The 15,231-nt window shown below is 50.5% G+C and carries 15 protein-coding genes; 10 read left to right on the top strand and 5 right to left on the bottom strand.

Translation table 11 applies throughout. From position 1 onward, the window contains the following. Positions 1-17 precede the first annotated feature (17 nt). The 4 genes from QCB44_RS10570 (at position 18) to QCB44_RS10555 (ending at position 3,725) form a co-directional block, all read left to right on the top strand. Complete coding sequence (locus tag QCB44_RS10570) at positions 18-722, top strand: glutathione S-transferase (RefSeq protein ID WP_279409926.1); 705 nt, start codon at positions 18-20, stop codon at positions 720-722. Positions 723-809: 87 nt separating this feature from the next. Next, a complete protein-coding gene (argC, locus tag QCB44_RS10565; protein ID WP_279409925.1) occupies positions 810-1,877 on the top strand; it encodes an N-acetyl-gamma-glutamyl-phosphate reductase in 1,068 nt (355 codons plus the stop codon). Positions 1,878-2,067: 190 nt separating this feature from the next. Continuing rightward, complete coding sequence (erpA, locus tag QCB44_RS10560; RefSeq protein ID WP_279409924.1) at positions 2,068-2,409, top strand: iron-sulfur cluster insertion protein ErpA; 342 nt, start codon at positions 2,068-2,070, stop codon at positions 2,407-2,409. Positions 2,410-2,546: 137 nt separating this feature from the next. Beyond that, positions 2,547-3,725, top strand: coding sequence for a citrate synthase (locus QCB44_RS10555; protein WP_279409923.1), 1,179 nt, complete (start codon positions 2,547-2,549; stop codon positions 3,723-3,725). A gap of 76 nt (positions 3,726-3,801) precedes the next feature. Here the strand turns inward: QCB44_RS10555 and QCB44_RS10550 are convergent, their stop codons facing one another. Genes QCB44_RS10550 through QCB44_RS10540 form a run of 3 tightly spaced genes read right to left on the bottom strand, consistent with a single transcriptional unit; the run spans position 3,802 to position 6,572 of the window. Then, complete coding sequence (locus QCB44_RS10550; protein ID WP_279409922.1) at positions 3,802-4,953, bottom strand: anhydro-N-acetylmuramic acid kinase; 1,152 nt, start codon at positions 4,951-4,953, stop codon at positions 3,802-3,804. Positions 4,954-4,955: 2 nt separating this feature from the next. Then, on the bottom strand, positions 4,956-6,263 hold the full coding sequence (locus QCB44_RS10545; protein ID WP_279409921.1) for a peptidoglycan DD-metalloendopeptidase family protein: 1,308 nt from the start codon (positions 6,261-6,263) through the stop codon (positions 4,956-4,958). 45 nt (positions 6,264-6,308) lie between these two features. Then, entirely contained in the window at positions 6,309-6,572 is a 264-nt protein-coding gene (locus tag QCB44_RS10540; protein ID WP_279409920.1) for a sulfurtransferase TusA family protein, read from the bottom strand. Positions 6,573-6,716: 144 nt separating this feature from the next. On the opposite strand from QCB44_RS10540, the gene glyQ reads away from it, so the two are divergent. The 4 genes from glyQ to QCB44_RS10520 all read left to right on the top strand — a co-directional run bounded on the left by glyQ (position 6,717) and on the right by QCB44_RS10520 (position 11,115). Beyond that, complete coding sequence (gene glyQ, locus QCB44_RS10535) at positions 6,717-7,637, top strand: glycine--tRNA ligase subunit alpha (protein WP_279409919.1); 921 nt, start codon at positions 6,717-6,719, stop codon at positions 7,635-7,637. After that, positions 7,637-9,718, top strand: a complete 2,082-nt coding sequence (gene glyS, locus QCB44_RS10530) for a glycine--tRNA ligase subunit beta (RefSeq protein WP_279409918.1) — start codon at positions 7,637-7,639, stop codon at positions 9,716-9,718. Before glyQ ends, glyS begins: the two co-directional genes overlap by 1 nt. 111 nt (positions 9,719-9,829) lie before the next feature. After that, positions 9,830-10,375, top strand: coding sequence for a D-glycero-beta-D-manno-heptose 1,7-bisphosphate 7-phosphatase (gmhB, locus tag QCB44_RS10525; RefSeq protein ID WP_279409917.1), 546 nt, complete (start codon positions 9,830-9,832; stop codon positions 10,373-10,375). Further along, a complete protein-coding gene (locus tag QCB44_RS10520; protein ID WP_279409916.1) occupies positions 10,372-11,115 on the top strand; it encodes a lysophospholipid acyltransferase family protein in 744 nt (247 codons plus the stop codon). Before gmhB ends, QCB44_RS10520 begins: the two co-directional genes overlap by 4 nt. A 73-nt stretch (positions 11,116-11,188) precedes the next feature. Here QCB44_RS10520 and ung read toward each other — a convergent pair whose 3' ends face one another. Continuing rightward, a complete protein-coding gene (gene ung / locus QCB44_RS10515; protein ID WP_279409915.1) occupies positions 11,189-11,872 on the bottom strand; it encodes a uracil-DNA glycosylase in 684 nt (227 codons plus the stop codon). 45 nt (positions 11,873-11,917) lie between these two features. Continuing rightward, entirely contained in the window at positions 11,918-12,598 is a 681-nt protein-coding gene (pdxH, locus tag QCB44_RS10510) for a pyridoxamine 5'-phosphate oxidase (RefSeq protein ID WP_279409914.1), read from the bottom strand. Positions 12,599-12,644: 46 nt separating this feature from the next. Here pdxH and parE point away from each other — a divergent pair, with 46 nt between their 5' ends. Both parE and QCB44_RS10500 read left to right on the top strand, forming a co-directional pair. Then, complete coding sequence (gene parE / locus QCB44_RS10505; RefSeq protein ID WP_279409913.1) at positions 12,645-14,531, top strand: DNA topoisomerase IV subunit B; 1,887 nt, start codon at positions 12,645-12,647, stop codon at positions 14,529-14,531. An 84-nt stretch (positions 14,532-14,615) separates the two neighbouring features. Then, the gene (locus QCB44_RS10500) at positions 14,616-15,170 is read left to right on the top strand and encodes a hypothetical protein (protein ID WP_279409912.1); all 555 of its coding nucleotides are present in this window, start codon (positions 14,616-14,618) and stop codon (positions 15,168-15,170) included. The last annotated feature ends 61 nt before the right edge of the window (positions 15,171-15,231 follow it).

The raw sequence follows: 15,231 nt of genomic DNA, 5'->3' as shown, positions 1-15,231 counted from the left end.
AATAGTTAAGAGGTCAAATGAGAACCTACCCGGTATTGTATTCTTATCGGCGCTGTCCATACGCAATGCGAGCACGAATGGGGATTTTTCTTGCCGGCATTCAGGTGGAGCAGCGTGAGATTGTGTTCTGGGATAAGCCGGCTGAGATGCTGCAGGCTTCTCCTAAAGGAACGGTGCCAGTATTGGTCTTGCCTTGCGGAGAAGTCATTGACGAAAGTCGTGATATCCTACAGTGGGCGCTTGCTCAGAGCGGCTCATCGCTGTTACCACAGGAAACGGAAGCGCAAGCACGGATGCAATGGTGGATTGATGAAAATGATGGGCAATTTAAATATTGGCTGGATCGTTACAAATATGCAGAGGATTATCCCGAACAGCCAGTGGCATCGTATCGTGAAGAAGGTGAACGTTTTCTACAGAAGCTGAATCGGCAACTTGAACGGCATCCCTATCTGCTGGGTGATGCCATGAGTATGGCAGATATTGCGATTTTTCCCTTTGTCCGCCAGTTTGCCAATGTCGATAAAACTTGGTTTACTCAGGCAGGGTATTCAGCCTTAAAGCGTTGGCTGGATAGTCATTTGAACAGTAGTTATTTTAAAGCCGTGATGAAAAACCGTCCGGTTTGGCAGTCCGGCCATCATCCTTTGTGGCTGGATGAACCGGAGCTTGATACGCGAGATCAATTCACTGCCAAGGCTACGGCTAAAGTTCAAGGCTGAAGCGCAGGCGTTTTGTGCTTCTTTTAAACAGACAGTATGAAAATTCGTTAAAATAAACGGCTAAAAATCACAGATTGAGAAATGGAAATGACACAACAAATCGCAAAGGTTGAGAACGTCCGGATCGGGATTGTCGGTGGTACCGGTTACACCGGCGTAGAGTTATTGAGATTGTTGGCTAACCACCCAAATGCGGAAGTGGTGGCCATTACCTCACGGAGTGAAGTGGGGGTGCGCGTTGAGGATATGTTTCCTAACTTGCGAGGCTTCTACGATACTCTGACTTTTTCTGAGCCAAGTGTTGATGTATTGGCATCTTGTGATGTGGTCTTTTTCGCGACACCGCATGGTGTGGCGATGAGTATGGCACCTGAGTTGACGGCAGCTGGGGTCAAGGTCATCGATCTGGCGGCGGATTTCCGAATTCGCGATTTGGATGTCTGGAGTCAGTGGTATGGCATGGAGCACAGTTGTCCGCAGATCATGGAAAAGGTCGCCTATGGATTGCCAGAGTGGTACCGGGAGCAAATCAAGCAGGCCTCGGTTATCGCTAATCCGGGGTGTTACCCAACCAGCATCTTATTGGGCTTATTGCCGTTGTTGAAAGCCGGTTTGATTGAAACCAACGGTATTGTCGCTGATGGTAAATCAGGAGTCAGCGGTGCCGGGCGTGGTGCCAATGTGGCGATGTTAGGCGCGGAAATGAGCGAAAGCTTTAAAGCCTATGGCGTGAATGGCCATCGTCACCACCCAGAAATGGTTGATAAACTGGGTGAGTTGAATGGCAGTCCCGTTCAGCTGACGTTTGTACCGCATCTGGTTCCGATGGTGCGCGGCATGGAGTCGTCGATTTACGCGACATTGAAACAGGACGTGGATCAGCCGGCGCTACAGTCGCTGTTTGAAGAAACTTACGCCAACGAATATTTTGTTGACGTCATGCCGGCAGGCAGCTTGCCGGAAACGCGTATGACCAAAGGGTCGAATATGTGCCGCATGGCAGTTTATCGTCCACAAGGCGGTAATACGGTGGTGGTGACCTCGGTGATCGATAACTTGGTCAAAGGGGCTGCGGGTCAGGCGGTACAGAATATGAATATTCTGTTTGGCCTGGACGAATCCGCCGGACTCAAACAGGTGGCTTTGATGCCTTAAAGTCAGGCATGGCTGTCGGCAAAGATGGCTGTAAGTGAATGGTTGTTTCTAAAGCCCCGTTTTGTAAAAAAGACGGGGCTTTTTGTTATAATGCCTTTTTAGAACTCAAGCACTTTTCCCTAAGTTTTGTAAGGCCATTGTGAATATGGTTAATCTTGAAAAGGCTTGATCAGTGTGGAGAAAACAGAAGATGTCTGATATTCCAACGCCTTTAAACTTTACCGATGCCGCAGCAGATAAAGTTAAAGGCCTGATTGAAGATGAGCAAAATCCAAACTTGAAGCTACGGGTGTATATCACCGGTGGTGGTTGTTCTGGTTTTTCATACGGTTTTACCTTTGATGAAGAACAGGCTGAAGACGACACAGTGGTGACCAAAAACGGCGTTACCTTGTTAGTCGATCCGATGAGTTTTCAGTATCTGGTCGGCGCAAAAATTGACTATTTAGAAGATTTGCAGGGTGCACGTTTTGTGATTGAAAACCCGAATGCAACCACGACGTGTGGCTGCGGGTCTTCTTTCAGCGTCTGATTTAGAGGTCGGATGGCGTTCTTTGCTGTTCCTTCTTGAACTGAGTACTGAAGCGAAACGTAGAAGTTCGATAGGCTAAGCGCAATCAAGTGAGAGAGTCAGCAGGCTTTAATATCGATTAAATTTCAGGAAACACTATGCAGTATATTCCAGGTTTAGCAGGGGTTCCGGCAACGGAATCCAAAATTTCATTTATTGACGGTCAGGAAGGTGTTTTAACCTATCGGGGCTACGATATTATGGAATTGGCAGAGAAATCTTCGTTTGAAGAAACCACTTTGCTGTTGCTATTTGGTGAGCTGCCAACTCAGGAAGAGTTGACGTTATTTGACAATCAGTTGCGTGAGAATCGCCGTGTCAAATATAACATCCGTGAAATCATGAAAAACCTGCCGCCAACGACCCATCCAATGCACATGTTGCAAGTGGTGGTGGCCAGTCTGGCCAGTTTCTATCCAAGTACCGAGTATATGAAGGGCGGTACTGAAAACCAAACTTATATCAATGACGTAACCGTTAAAATTATTGCCCATATGGGGACGCTTGTGGCGATGTGGGAGCATATGCGCAATGGTTATGATCCGATTGAACCGCGTAAAGACCTGACGTATGCGGAAAACTTTCTGTATATGGTGACCGGCGAAGAACCGGATCCGGACTGGGCGCGTTTGTTGGATGCCTGTTTGATTTTGCACGCGGAGCATACCATTAATGCTTCTACTTTTACCACCATGGTAACGGGATCAACGTTGGCGAATCCATGTTCCGTTATTTCATCTGCTATTGCTTCGCTTTCTGGCCCCTTGCATGGTGGAGCCAATCAGAAAGTGATCGAGATGTTGGATGAGATTGGTAGCCCTGAAAATGCGCGTGCTTATATCGAAGACCGTCTGGCGAATAAGAAAGTCATCTGGGGAATGGGGCATCGCGAATACAAGACCAAAGATCCGCGTGCCACCATTTTGCAGAAAATGTCCTCTGAAGTGCTGAAAAAGAAAAGCGATGCCGGCAGTTTGAGCCAGGCATTTGAAACGGCAATGGAGGTTGAACGTATTTGCGAAGAGCTGTTAGCGCATAAAGGGGTGTATCCGAACGTCGATTTCTACTCAGGCATTCTGTACAAAGAGATGGGCTTCGATGCAGGCCTGTTCACTCCTATTTTTGCGGTAGCAAGATCGGCTGGCTGGATGGCACACTGGCGTGAGCAGTTGCAGAACAATAAAATTTTCCGTCCAACCCAGATTTATACTGGCGCAGGCACTTCTTGTTATTTGCCTATGGAGCAGCGTTCGTCTGGCATTAAAGGTGAGCGATAGGCAACGAAGCTGATTTGGTAAAAAGAAAACCGGCATTTGCCGGTTTTTTTGTGTCTAGTGTTGGAAGGGATTGGTTTTAGTCAGCCAGCCATAAACCGCCCAAGACCACATTGCGATTGGCGCCGGTAATGTCGATGAGATCGATCGGGCTGTTCTGGACTCGTTGTTGCGCCAGCCACGCGCACATCATCGCTTCTAACGCATTGGGATGAATATTGATTTTGTCACTGCTGGCAACCTCAAAATCCGTTAGCTGTTTTTGCAGGCGGTTAAGAAGGTGAGGGTTGTAGGCCCCGCCACCCACAATCCATACCTGCTTGGCCCGGTTGTGGGTATCCGGTTTTTCTTTGGTCAATATCTGCAGAATACCAAGCGCGATACTGGCAGCGGTCAGTTCGCATAAAGTTGCCATGAGGTCTTTTGGTTCAACAGGTTCGCCATAATGGTGGAGTTGCTGTTGCAACCAGGCAGAGTGAAAAGTTTCTCTTCCGGTACTTTTGGGATAGGCCTGTTGAAAATAAGGATGGCTGAGCAGCTGTTTAAGTAGAGGGTCAATGACCTTGCCTTGTGCCGCAATATGCCCGTCACGGTCATAACGGCAATCAAAGGTGGTTTGGCAGAGTTCGTCCATCAGCGCGTTGCCAGGACCGCAATCGAAACCGATGGCCGAACCGGACACTGGATCCAAGTAGCTGATATTGGCAATGCCGCCAATATTGACGACAAAAGCGGGTCTTTGCTGCGCAAACAATATCTTATGGAAAGCGGGGGCCAAAGGAGCGCCTTGTCCGCCAGCTGCCATGTTATCAATACGAAAATCCGCAACCGTATCAATGCCCGTTTGTTTGGCAATAAAAGCGGGGTGGCCAATTTGCAAGCTCATAGGAATGTTGGGCGCATGATAAATGGTTTGTCCATGGCTGCCGATAGCGCGGATTTGCGATGATTTGTAACCGGTTTTTTTGAGCAATGTCAGGGCAGCGTCGCTGAATGCTTGGGCGACCTTAAACTCCAACTGGCATAAACGCGCAAGCGGGATTTCAGGGGTTTGATTGAGCTCAATCAATCCGGCTTTTAAGGTTTCATCAAGCGGGTGCTCAAGCGAATCGATGAGTTCAATGGATGTGTTTTCTATTTTGACCAGTGCTGCGTCGACCCCGTCTACACTCGTCCCTGACATGAGGCCAATATAATATTCGGGTGAAGGTGCTTTTGAAGCAGTAGCCATGCCTATTCAAAACTCGCCATCTGCAGATCGGGAGAATAACGTTCCAGCTGGCTTAACATCAATTGGCTCTGTTGCTTGAATCCCGTCTGGTATTTTTTTGCAACCGGATTAGCCGATGGAAATTTCATCTTTAATGGATCTTTATGAACGCCATTAATGCGGAATTCATAGTGCAAATGCGGGCCGGTGGCCAGCCCCGTCATTCCTATATAACCGATGGTGTCGCCCTGTTTGACCCAGTCGCCTTTTTTGTATTTTCCGAAGCGCGACATATGGCCATAAACGGTCATGTACTTGCCAGCATGTTGCACTTTGATGTAGTTTCCATAGCCTCTGCCCCAGCCGCGGAAAACAATTTTGCCGTTGCCGGTGACGTGAATCGGGGTGCCGATCGGTCCGCCATAGTCAACACCACGATGCGCACGCCATTTTTTCAGGACGGGATGAAAGCGTTTCGGTTTAAAAGTGGAGGTGATGCGCACATAATCGACCGGATTGCGTAAAAAGGCTTTTTTCAGGTTTTTGCCTTTTTCATCATAGTAGCCGATGGTTTTATCACCATCTTTAAGGCGAAATGCATTATGAATTTCGCGCTGGTTGTTGGTGGTGACCTGAGCGGCGATGATTTCACCGTCGCCGATATACTCATTATTCAGATAATGGGTTTCGTAGATGACCTTAAAGGTGTCGCCTTGACGCAGCTCGCGGATGAAGTCGATGTCCCAGGTGTAGACATCCGCGAGGTTCATAATGGTTTTGGCAGAGAGGCCGGCACGCTTGCCGTCCATATAGAACGAATCGGTGATGGTGCCGGTCGCGACTTCGGTGCGCACTTCCACCTGTTCTTCAATGGTGCGGATTTCGAAACTGTCCCCCTGCTTTTGCAGCTCATAGCGCAGCGTTTTAGACTTCGGGTAGAGGATTTTTTGCAGATTGGCGTACTTGTCTACCCAAATGGTGAGCGTATCTCCGACTCTGAGATCGGTTAGCAGGCGACTGTCTTTCAGCTGGGTAATTTTATGAGTCGTGCCTGCGGAGACGTTAATGCTGGCCAAAGCGGTTCCCAAAGAACCGTTTTTAGGAATTTTGATGGTGTGTTCTTGCCATTCGGCTTCGGAAAATTCGGTGACGTCTTGAACGTTTTGAGACGCGTTGTTGCTGATTTTGGCCTGATCGGGTTGAGGCAGCGGCAGCGCGGTTCTTTCCAGGGGAAGATTGGCCGTTGAACTATGTGGTGAGATTAGAAACAGCCCTACGAGGACCGTGAGGGTGGCCCAGGAGAATTTGTTTCGAACCAGTGTCGATTTCATCTTGACTCAGAGTGTCCTTGCACACAGATGTTCATTCGAAATTCATTATAGACCATTCCGGCCGACAACGCGAAGCGTGATTCTTAGACCAAAATCGGTGGTTTCACACTCCTCTACAGAGTGTTTGTTCACCTTGGCCCAGCTTTGAATGTCTTTTTCGGCACCTGGGTCGGTACACTCAATCACAATCCGGTCGCCGGATTGGCTTTTACGCACTTGCTGTTGTAACCGAATCACCGGCATCGGACATTTAAGACCTTTTGCATCGACGGTGATGGCGTCTGAAATTTTTGAATCGGATTCATTCATTGTGAGGTCTCCGTTTTGTGCAAAGGCTAGCTTGAATACGTTATAATTAGCGGATTTTACACGTTTTAACAGGATATTAGGAGTTCACGGCCATTTCTCTTGGCTTTGTGGGCATTTCCGCTTTAGTTTTAAGAGGTTTTGACGGTGTCATCACAAGCAGCAACCGATATAAGTACCTTTCAGGGATTGATTCAGACTCTGCAAGCGTTTTGGGCCGAGCAGGGGTGTGTGATTATGCAGCCCTACGACAATGAAATGGGGGCGGGAACGTTCCATCCGGCCACCTTTTTGCGTTCGATCGGCCCGGAGCCGTGGCGCGCGGCCTATGTTCAGCCGTGCCGCCGACCAACGGATGGCCGCTATGGTGAAAACCCAAACCGCCTACAGCACTACTACCAGTTTCAGGTGATGCTAAAGCCGTCTCCAGACAATATTCAGGAGCTGTATCTGGAATCGTTGAAGATGCTTGGTATTGACCCGTTGGAACATGATATCCGTTTTGTAGAAGACAATTGGGAATCGCCGACTTTGGGGGCCTGGGGCTTGGGCTGGGAAGTGTGGCTAAACGGCATGGAAGTGACCCAGTTCACCTATTTCCAGCAGGTCGGCGGCTTGGAGTGTCGTCCGGTCACCGGTGAGATCACCTATGGTCTGGAGCGTATCGCCATGTATCTGCAAGGCGTTAACAGCGTCTATGATCTGACCTGGGTGGACGGCCCAGGCGGCAAGGTGACTTATGGTGATGTGTTCCATCAAAACGAAGTGGAAATGTCGGCCTACAACTTTGAAAAAGCCGATACCGAAAAGTTGTTCCGCGTATTCGACGAATGCGAAGAGATTTTTGCCAAACTGGTCGAAGATAAACTGCCGCTGCCTGCGTATGAGCAAGTTCTAAAAGCCTCACATGCCTTTAACCTGTTAGATGCCCGTCATGCGATTTCGGTGACGGAGCGTGCGCGTTTTATCGGTCGGGTGCGTGCCATGGCGAGACAAATTGCCGAAGCGTATTATGAAGGGCGCGAGGCCTTAGGGTTCCCGCTGGTCAAAAGTCAGGAGGAAAAATAATGACGGATCACAAGCAGACTGAAGACTTTTTGGTGGAGATTGGAACCGAAGAGCTGCCTCCTAAAGCCCTAAAAAAATTGAGCCAGGCGTTTGCCGACGGCATTTCAGCAGGCCTGGTAGAAGCGGAGCTGCAACACGGTGAAGTGCATGTCTATGCCGCGCCGCGCCGCTTGGCTGTAAAGGTGGACGCCTTGCAAATCCAGCAGTCGGATAAAGTAGTTGAGCGTAAAGGACCGGCTAAAAAAGCGGCATTTGACGCGGATGGCAACCCAACCAAAGCCTTGCAAGGGTTTGCCCGTGGTTGCGGTGTCGAGGTTGAAGACCTGGTTGAAATCGATACCGATAAAGGTGTGTGGATGGCGTACAACCTGGAGCAGAAAGGTCAGCCAGCGACAGAATTGCTGGGCGAGATTGTCAATCAATCTCTGGCGAAGCTGCCAATTCCTAAGCGCATGCGTTGGGGAAGTTCGGAGGTGGAATTTGTGCGCCCGGTGCATTGGGCGTTGATGTTGTTGGGCGAGCAAGTGGTTCCCGCCACCGTCTTGGGGCATCAAACCTCCAACACCACGCGCGGACACCGTTTCCACGCGCCGCAGGAAATTACCATCGCCAAGCCGGCGGATTATATTAATACGTTGTGTGAGCAGGGCTATGTGCAGGCGGATTTTGATGTACGTGCCGATGCGATTCGTCAACAGGTGGAAGCGGCGGCGCAAAGCGTGGGCGGCCGTGCCGAAATTGACGAAGACCTGCTGGAAGAAGTCACGGCGTTAAATGAGTGGCCGGTGGCGGTAGTCGGCGATTTCGATGAGAGTTTCCTGTCTGTACCGGCCGAAGCGTTGATTTCGGCGATGGCCGGACACCAGAAGTATTTTCATATGTTCGATGCCAATGGCAAGTTAATGGCCAAGTTCATTACCATCAGTAACATCGAAAGCTCGAATCCACAGTCGGTTAAGTCAGGGAATGAGCGCGTCATCCGCCCGCGTCTGTCGGATGCGAAATTCTTCTGGGATCAAGACCGCAAACAGCCATTGGAAGATTTTCTGCCGCGTTTGAAAACGGTAGTCTTCCAGCAGAAACTGGGCACCTTGTTCGACAAGGTCGAGCGTTTGGAAACCTTGACGGTCAAAGTCGGTAAGTCCCTCGGCGTTTCCGCCGAGGTGGCCGAGCGTGCCGCACGTCTTTCCAAATGCGACCTGATGTCGGAAATGGTGGGTGAATTCCCGGAACTGCAAGGGGTGATGGGGCGTTACTACGCACAGGAACAAAATGAGTTGTCGGAAGTGGCAGATGCCATTGATGCGCAATATCAGCCGCGTTTTGCTGGGGACGCCTTGCCATCTTCAGCGGTGGCCCAGGCGTTGGCGATTGCCGATAAGCTGGATACGATTACCGGGATTTACGGGATCGGTCAGGTGCCAAGCGGGGACAAAGACCCGTTTGCCTTGCGACGTGCCGCTTTGGGGCTGCTGCGCATTATGATCGAGAATGAACTCGATTTGGATTTGCGCCTGTTGATTGAGCAGAGCATCGCTTTGCATGAACAAGTCGAAAGTTCGGATGAACTGATTGAAGAAATCTACGACTTTGTCGTGAGCCGTCTGCGTGCTTACTATGCGGATCAAGGGGTAACTGCCGAGCAGTTTGAAGCGGTACGCGTGTGCCGTCCTGCGCATCCAGTGGATTTTGCCAAGCGTATTCAAGCGGTGCAAAAATTCAGTGAAATGGAGGCGGCCGAGAGTCTGAGTGCGGCGAACAAGCGTATCAGCAACCTGTTGAAAAAGGTGGAAGGATCGCTGCCGGAAACCGTCAACACGCAATTGTTTGCCGAAGCGGCGGAGCAGAGTTTGTGGAATGCCTTGGAAGCCTTGCGCGAGTCGGTCAGCGAGCAGATTGCGGCGCACGATTATGTGGCGGCCATCGGCTCTCTGGCCGGTATTCGTGCCGATGTTGACCGTTTCTTTGATGACGTCATGGTGATGGCGGAAGACGAGGCCTTGCGTTTGAATCGTTTGGCCCTGTTGAATCAGATCTATCAGTTGTTCTTGCAGGTAGCGGATATTTCGCGCTTGTCTTAATTTTAAATTGAACAGGCCTGGTGGCAATGTGCCAGAAATTCTTGTGATAAATTCCCGCTTTGGCGGGAATTTTTATTTACAGATCATTTGTCGGTAAAAGTCGGTAACAACATGAAACAGAAGATCATTGTTCTCGATCGCGACGGCGTCATAAATGAAGACTCCGATGCGTTTATCAAATCGCCGCAAGAGTGGTTGCCGGTGCCGGGCAGTTTGCAGGCGATTGCACGCCTGAAACAGGCCGGATGGACGGTGGCGGTGGCGACCAATCAATCCGGTATCCCGCGCGGTTATTACTCGCATGCGATTCTAAGTGCCATGCATCAGAAGCTGCAGCGCATGCTCGGCGAATTGGGGTGTGAAGGGGTCGACTGGATCAGTTTTTCGCCCTATTTAAGTGTACATAATTCACCCTGCCGCAAACCGGGGGTAGGGATGTTGCAGGCGATTGAAAATCGCTTTGGTCTGAGCTTGCAAGGAGCTCCGTTGGTGGGGGATACTTTAGGCGATATGAACGCTGCGTTGAACCGGGGAATGCAGCCTTATCTGGTGCGCACTGGAAAAGGCGAGCGTACCTTGGCAACGCAAGACCCTGTGTTGCAGGCCATTCCCGTGTATGACAATTTGGCCGCAGTGGTTGAGGAGATTTTAAAGTGAAAGTAATTTGGTTTTTACGCTCGGCGGTGTATCTGTTGGGGCAGACATTGTCGATGATTTTCTTTTCTGTGAGCGGTCAGTTAACGCGTCCGTTTTCATTTGAAACGCGTTATAACTATATGCGCTGGTGGGCACGTTTCTGTCTGTGGTGGTTGCGTGTCACTTGTGGATTGCGCTTTAAAGTGCACGGCCAGGAGCATATTGACCCGAGCCGTGCGGGATTGATCCTTTCCCGCCATGAGTCAACCTGGGAAACACTGGCGTTTCAGCAGATTTTTCCACGTCAGGCCTATGTGTTGAAACGCGAGCTGCTGCGCATTCCGTTTTTTGGCTGGGGGATGAGCTTGCTGCATCCGATTGCGATCGACCGTGGGGCGGGTCGTCAGGCTTTGAACCAATTGCTTAAAGAGGGGCAGAGCCGATTGCAGCAGGGCGACTGGATCGTGTTGTTTCCGGAAGGTACGCGCATGCCGCCGAATGAGCTGGGCAAAATCAATGTCGGCGGTTCGATGTTAGCCACCAAGGCCAAGGTGCCGGTCTATCTGGTGGCGCACAATGCCGGAAGTTTCTGGCCCAAAAACAGTTTTATGAAAAAACCGGGGTTAATTGAGGTGCATATCAGTGAACCGCTGGATGCGGCGAATATGAGTGTGGCCGAGATCAATCAAGCGATTGCGGACTGGTATAGCCAACATATGTCTTCGGCTGAACCAAAGAGCGAAAGTGAGCCTCCCATCTGAAAAACCGTTGTTCTAATCTGAGAAACCCAGCAGGCCTGCTGGGTTTTTTTATGGGTGGTAATGGCAAGTCAGATTATAACTGCCAGTTAATCGGCGTCTGCCCATGCGCCTCAAGGTAGGCATTGGTTTTGGAAAACGGACGGCTGCCGAAGAAGCCGCGATAGGCGGAAAGCGGCGAGGGATGCGCGCTTTTTAAGACCAGATGTTTATCGGTGTCGATCATACGCCCTTTCTTTTGCGCGTAGCTGCCCCAGAGAATAAATACACAGTGCTCCTTGTGATCGTTAATCGCCTGAATAATGGCATCGGTAAAGTGTTCCCAGCCACGGTTTTGGTGCGAATTCGGGTGGCGGGCTTCCACGGTCAGCACGGCGTTTAGCAGCAGTACGCCCTGGTCTGCCCAGGATTGCAGATAACCGCAATGGTGATTTTCCACGCCCAGGTCTTCTGAGAGTTCTTTGTTGATGTTGAGCAGTGACTTAGGCAGTGGTTTAACGTCGGGTTGCACCGAGAAGCAGAGTCCGTGCGCATGGCCGGGCGTCGGATAAGGATCCTGGCCGATAATCACCACTTTGACATCTTCAAAAGGAGTGCTGTTCAATGCATTGAACCATTGACTTCCCTTAGGAAGAATGTGTTTGCCGGCGGCTTTTTCAGCCTGCAAAAACGCTTTGAGTTCCTGCATGTAAGGTTTATCGAATTCGGCGCCGACCACCTTCAGCCAGCTTGGAGAGAGTTTAATGGTGCTCTGTTGCATAAATCGTTTTGGATTTTGTCTACGGGAAATACTGCAGGGAAAGTCCTAGGGTGACAGGCGATCAATAGACCAGGCCTGTTCAGTTTCTGCGGCCGTTTTGTCATAGCGGAAACGGTCGTGCATGCGGTTTGGACGCCCTTGCCAGAACTCAAAACGCTGCGGAATCACGCGGTAACCGCCCCAGTGCGGCGGATGCGGTACGGTCTGCTCCGCATATTGGGCTTTCGCGGCTTCAAGACGCTGTTCGAGTTCTTCACGATTCGCGACCACTTGACTCTGTTTGGAGATAAACGCAGCCAGCTGACTGTCGCGTGGGCGACTGTGAAAATAGCTTTCCGACGCTGCAATGCTGAGCTTCTCCACACACCCTTCGATGCGGATCTGGCGATCCATTTCCGGCCAGAAAAACAGCAGCGCCGTTTTGGCATTGCTCTCCAGTTCATGCCCTTTATCACTGTCGTAATGCGTATAGAAAACGAAGCCGTTTTCATCAAATGCTTTCAGCAACACAATACGGCTGTGCGGCTGGCCGTCTTGATCCACCGTGGCCACGGACATGGCGGTCGGGTCGATGGTTTTCTGCTCGATGGCGTCGTCCATCCATTTGGAAAACTGTAAAAAAGGGTTGGCATCCAAGGCATCACGATCCAAGCGTGCGAATTCGTAATCCCGGCGTTCCTGATGGTAGTCTCGATTTGGCATGGTGATATGATATGATTCTGACATTGATTAAGAACAATTAACACCATTCTATCACTAGGAGTCCTCAACTGTGAGCGGAAACTACAATGCGGCTGAGATTGAAGTTTTAACGGGTCTGGATCCGGTGCGCAAGCGCCCGGGCATGTATACCGATACCACCAGGCCTAATCATTTGGCGCAGGAGGTGATTGACAACAGTGTGGACGAAGCCTTGGCTGGATTTGCCAGTGAAATTACCGTGACCCATCATGCGGACGGTTCCATGAGCGTACTGGATAACGGTCGTGGGATGCCGGTGGATATTCACCCGGAAGAGGGCGTGCCGGGGGTGGAAGTGATTATGACCCGTCTCCATGCCGGGGGGAAGTTCTCCAATAAAGCCTACAAGTTTTCCGGTGGTCTGCATGGCGTCGGGATCTCGGTGGTCAATGCGCTCTCCAAAAAGGTCGAAATCCAGATTCGCCGTGACAGCAAACTCTATGACATTGCATTCGAAAATGGTGAGCTTTCCAAGCCGCTGGAAGTGATCGGCAAAGTCGGCAAAAAGAACACCGGAACCCTGGTGCGTTTCTGGCCGGATGCGCAATTTTTTGATACGCCTAAATATGCGTTGGCGAAACTGAAATATCTGTTGCGTGCCAAAGCGGTACTCAGCCCGGGGCTTAAAGTCACCTTTGTCGACGAAGCGTCCAGTGAATCCGAAGTGTGGCACTATGAAAACGGCTTGAAAGATTATCTGAACGATGCGCTTGACGGTTTGGAGCGCTTGCCGTTGGAAGGTTTTTTGGGGGAAAGCCAAGGCGACAGCGAAGGGGTCTCCTGGGCAATTGCCTGGCTGGTTGAACCGTCGGAAACGCTGATGGAAAGTTATGTCAACCTGATTCCGACCCCGCAGGGCGGGACGCACGTCAATGGCTTGCGTGCCGGGGCGACCGATGCGGTGCGCGAGTTTTGCGAGTTTCGTAACCTGATTCCGCGAGGCATCAAAATTACTCCGGAAGACGTCTGGCAGAATGTGGCCTTTGTGTTATCGGCCAAGGTCTACGAACCGCAGTTTGCCGGGCAAACTAAAGAGCGCCTGTCGTCGCGCGAATGCGTGCCGTTTATCTCCGGCGTGGTCAAGGACGCGCTGAGTTTGTGGTTGAACCAGCATACCGAAGTGGCCGAGAAAATAGCCGAACTGGTGATTAACAATGCCAGTAACCGCAGTAAAAAAGCCAAAAAAGTCACGCGTAAAAAAATCACTTCCGGTCCGGCGCTGCCTGGAAAGCTGGCGGACTGCACCGAATCCGACCTGACTTTGACCGAACTGTTTCTGGTGGAAGGGGATTCTGCCGGCGGCTCCGCCAAACAGGCGAGGGATAAAAACACTCAGGCGATCATGCCGTTGCGTGGTAAGATTTTGAATACCTGGGAAGTGGAAGCGGGTCAGGTATTGGCGTCACAGGAAATTCATGACATCAGTGTGGCGATCGGCGTGGATCCCGGATCAGACGATTTGAGTGGATTACGTTACGGTAAGATCTGTATTCTCGCAGATGCCGATTCCGATGGCGCGCATATTGCCACCTTGATCTGCGCCTTGTTTGTACGCCACTTTCCCAGACTGGTAGAAGCCGGTCATGTTTATGTGGCGATGCCGCCGCTGTATCGTATCGATGTCGGCAAGCAGGTGTTTTACGCTTTGGATGAGTACGAACGCCAGGGGGTGTTGGATCGTATTGCTGCGGAAAAAATGCCGGGTAAAGTTCAGGTCACCCGCTTTAAGGGGTTGGGGGAAATGAACCCGAAACAGTTGCGGGAAACCACCATGATGCCGGAAAGTCGACGTTTGGTGCAGTTGCAATTGGAGCCGACGGAGCGCGATCACGAAATGATGGATATGCTGCTCAATAAGAAGCGAGCCTCGGATCGCAAAGCCTGGCTGGAAAATAAAGGCGATTTGGCGGCACTGTGATTTTTTTACCAGGCCTGTACAGTTGGCTGAAGCGATATTTCGCCGAACAAGATCGTCAATAATAAATAAAAAAAGTGATTTAAGGTGTTAAGAATTTTGGGGTTAATGGCCGTTGTGTTGACGGCGTCAGTGCAGGCTGCTGAGCAGAGCGTTTTTCAAGATTATCATCTGAGCGTTTATCGTGATGCGCAACAGAGTGCGGAGCATATTGAACTGTTTACCAAAATGCCAGACAGAGAGGTATTCTTCGGGATCCGTTGTTCCAGTCAGTCGCCGTTTCCGATGTTGGAAGTGTTGCTGTTTAACGATGAAGTGATGAGCGAATTGCCGCGTTTATTGCAGGCGGATTACCGTATTGACGGCCAAGCAGGCGATCCGGCTTTCAAGTGGCAGGCGGTTCTCAAGCCCCACAATACCTTTGAAGAGGTGTCTAATCGGGTGCGAATTGAACTGGATCCGCAAAGTGTGAAATCGATGAACGTCATGCAAGAAGGTTACCAATCGCTTCTGGAAAACTTAAAGCAAGGAGAAAAGCTGGAGGTTACCTTTTCTCACCGTGCTTTAGGAAAACCCACTTATGCGTTTTCCTTAAGGGGATTGAAAAAACTGTTGGAGCCCTATCAGGATGTGTGTAAGTAAGCTTTGGTTGCCTTGCAAAGATGAGGAGCCATTTTGCACGTGCTCCAGTGCCGTGATCAAA

This window comes from Thiomicrorhabdus sp. zzn3 (genome assembly GCF_029767755.1).
Classification (GTDB): domain Bacteria; phylum Pseudomonadota; class Gammaproteobacteria; order Thiomicrospirales; family Thiomicrospiraceae; genus Thiomicrorhabdus.
Note: the sequence above shows the minus strand (reverse complement) of the source record. Positions and strands in the feature narration are given on the sequence as shown.

Bases quoted from the DNA above. Each gene is read 5' to 3' on its own strand.
- argC (WP_279409925.1), top strand. From the start codon at position 810: ATGACACAACAAATCGCAAAGGTTGAGAACGTCCGGATCGGGATTGTC.
- QCB44_RS10555 (WP_279409923.1), top strand. From the start codon at position 2,547: ATGCAGTATATTCCAGGTTTAGCAGGGGTTCCGGCAACGGAATCCAAA.
- QCB44_RS10540 (WP_279409920.1), bottom strand. From the start codon at position 6,572: ATGAATGAATCCGATTCAAAAATTTCAGACGCCATCACCGTCGATGCA.
- erpA (WP_279409924.1), top strand. From the start codon at position 2,068: ATGTCTGATATTCCAACGCCTTTAAACTTTACCGATGCCGCAGCAGAT.
- QCB44_RS10545 (WP_279409921.1), bottom strand. From the start codon at position 6,263: ATGAAATCGACACTGGTTCGAAACAAATTCTCCTGGGCCACCCTCACG.
- gmhB (WP_279409917.1), top strand. From the start codon at position 9,830: ATGAAACAGAAGATCATTGTTCTCGATCGCGACGGCGTCATAAATGAA.
- QCB44_RS10550 (WP_279409922.1), bottom strand. From the start codon at position 4,953: ATGGCTACTGCTTCAAAAGCACCTTCACCCGAATATTATATTGGCCTC.
- ung (WP_279409915.1), bottom strand. From the start codon at position 11,872: ATGCAACAGAGCACCATTAAACTCTCTCCAAGCTGGCTGAAGGTGGTC.
- QCB44_RS10570 (WP_279409926.1), top strand. From the start codon at position 18: ATGAGAACCTACCCGGTATTGTATTCTTATCGGCGCTGTCCATACGCA.
- pdxH (WP_279409914.1), bottom strand. From the start codon at position 12,598: ATGTCAGAATCATATCATATCACCATGCCAAATCGAGACTACCATCAG.
- glyS (WP_279409918.1), top strand. From the start codon at position 7,637: ATGACGGATCACAAGCAGACTGAAGACTTTTTGGTGGAGATTGGAACC.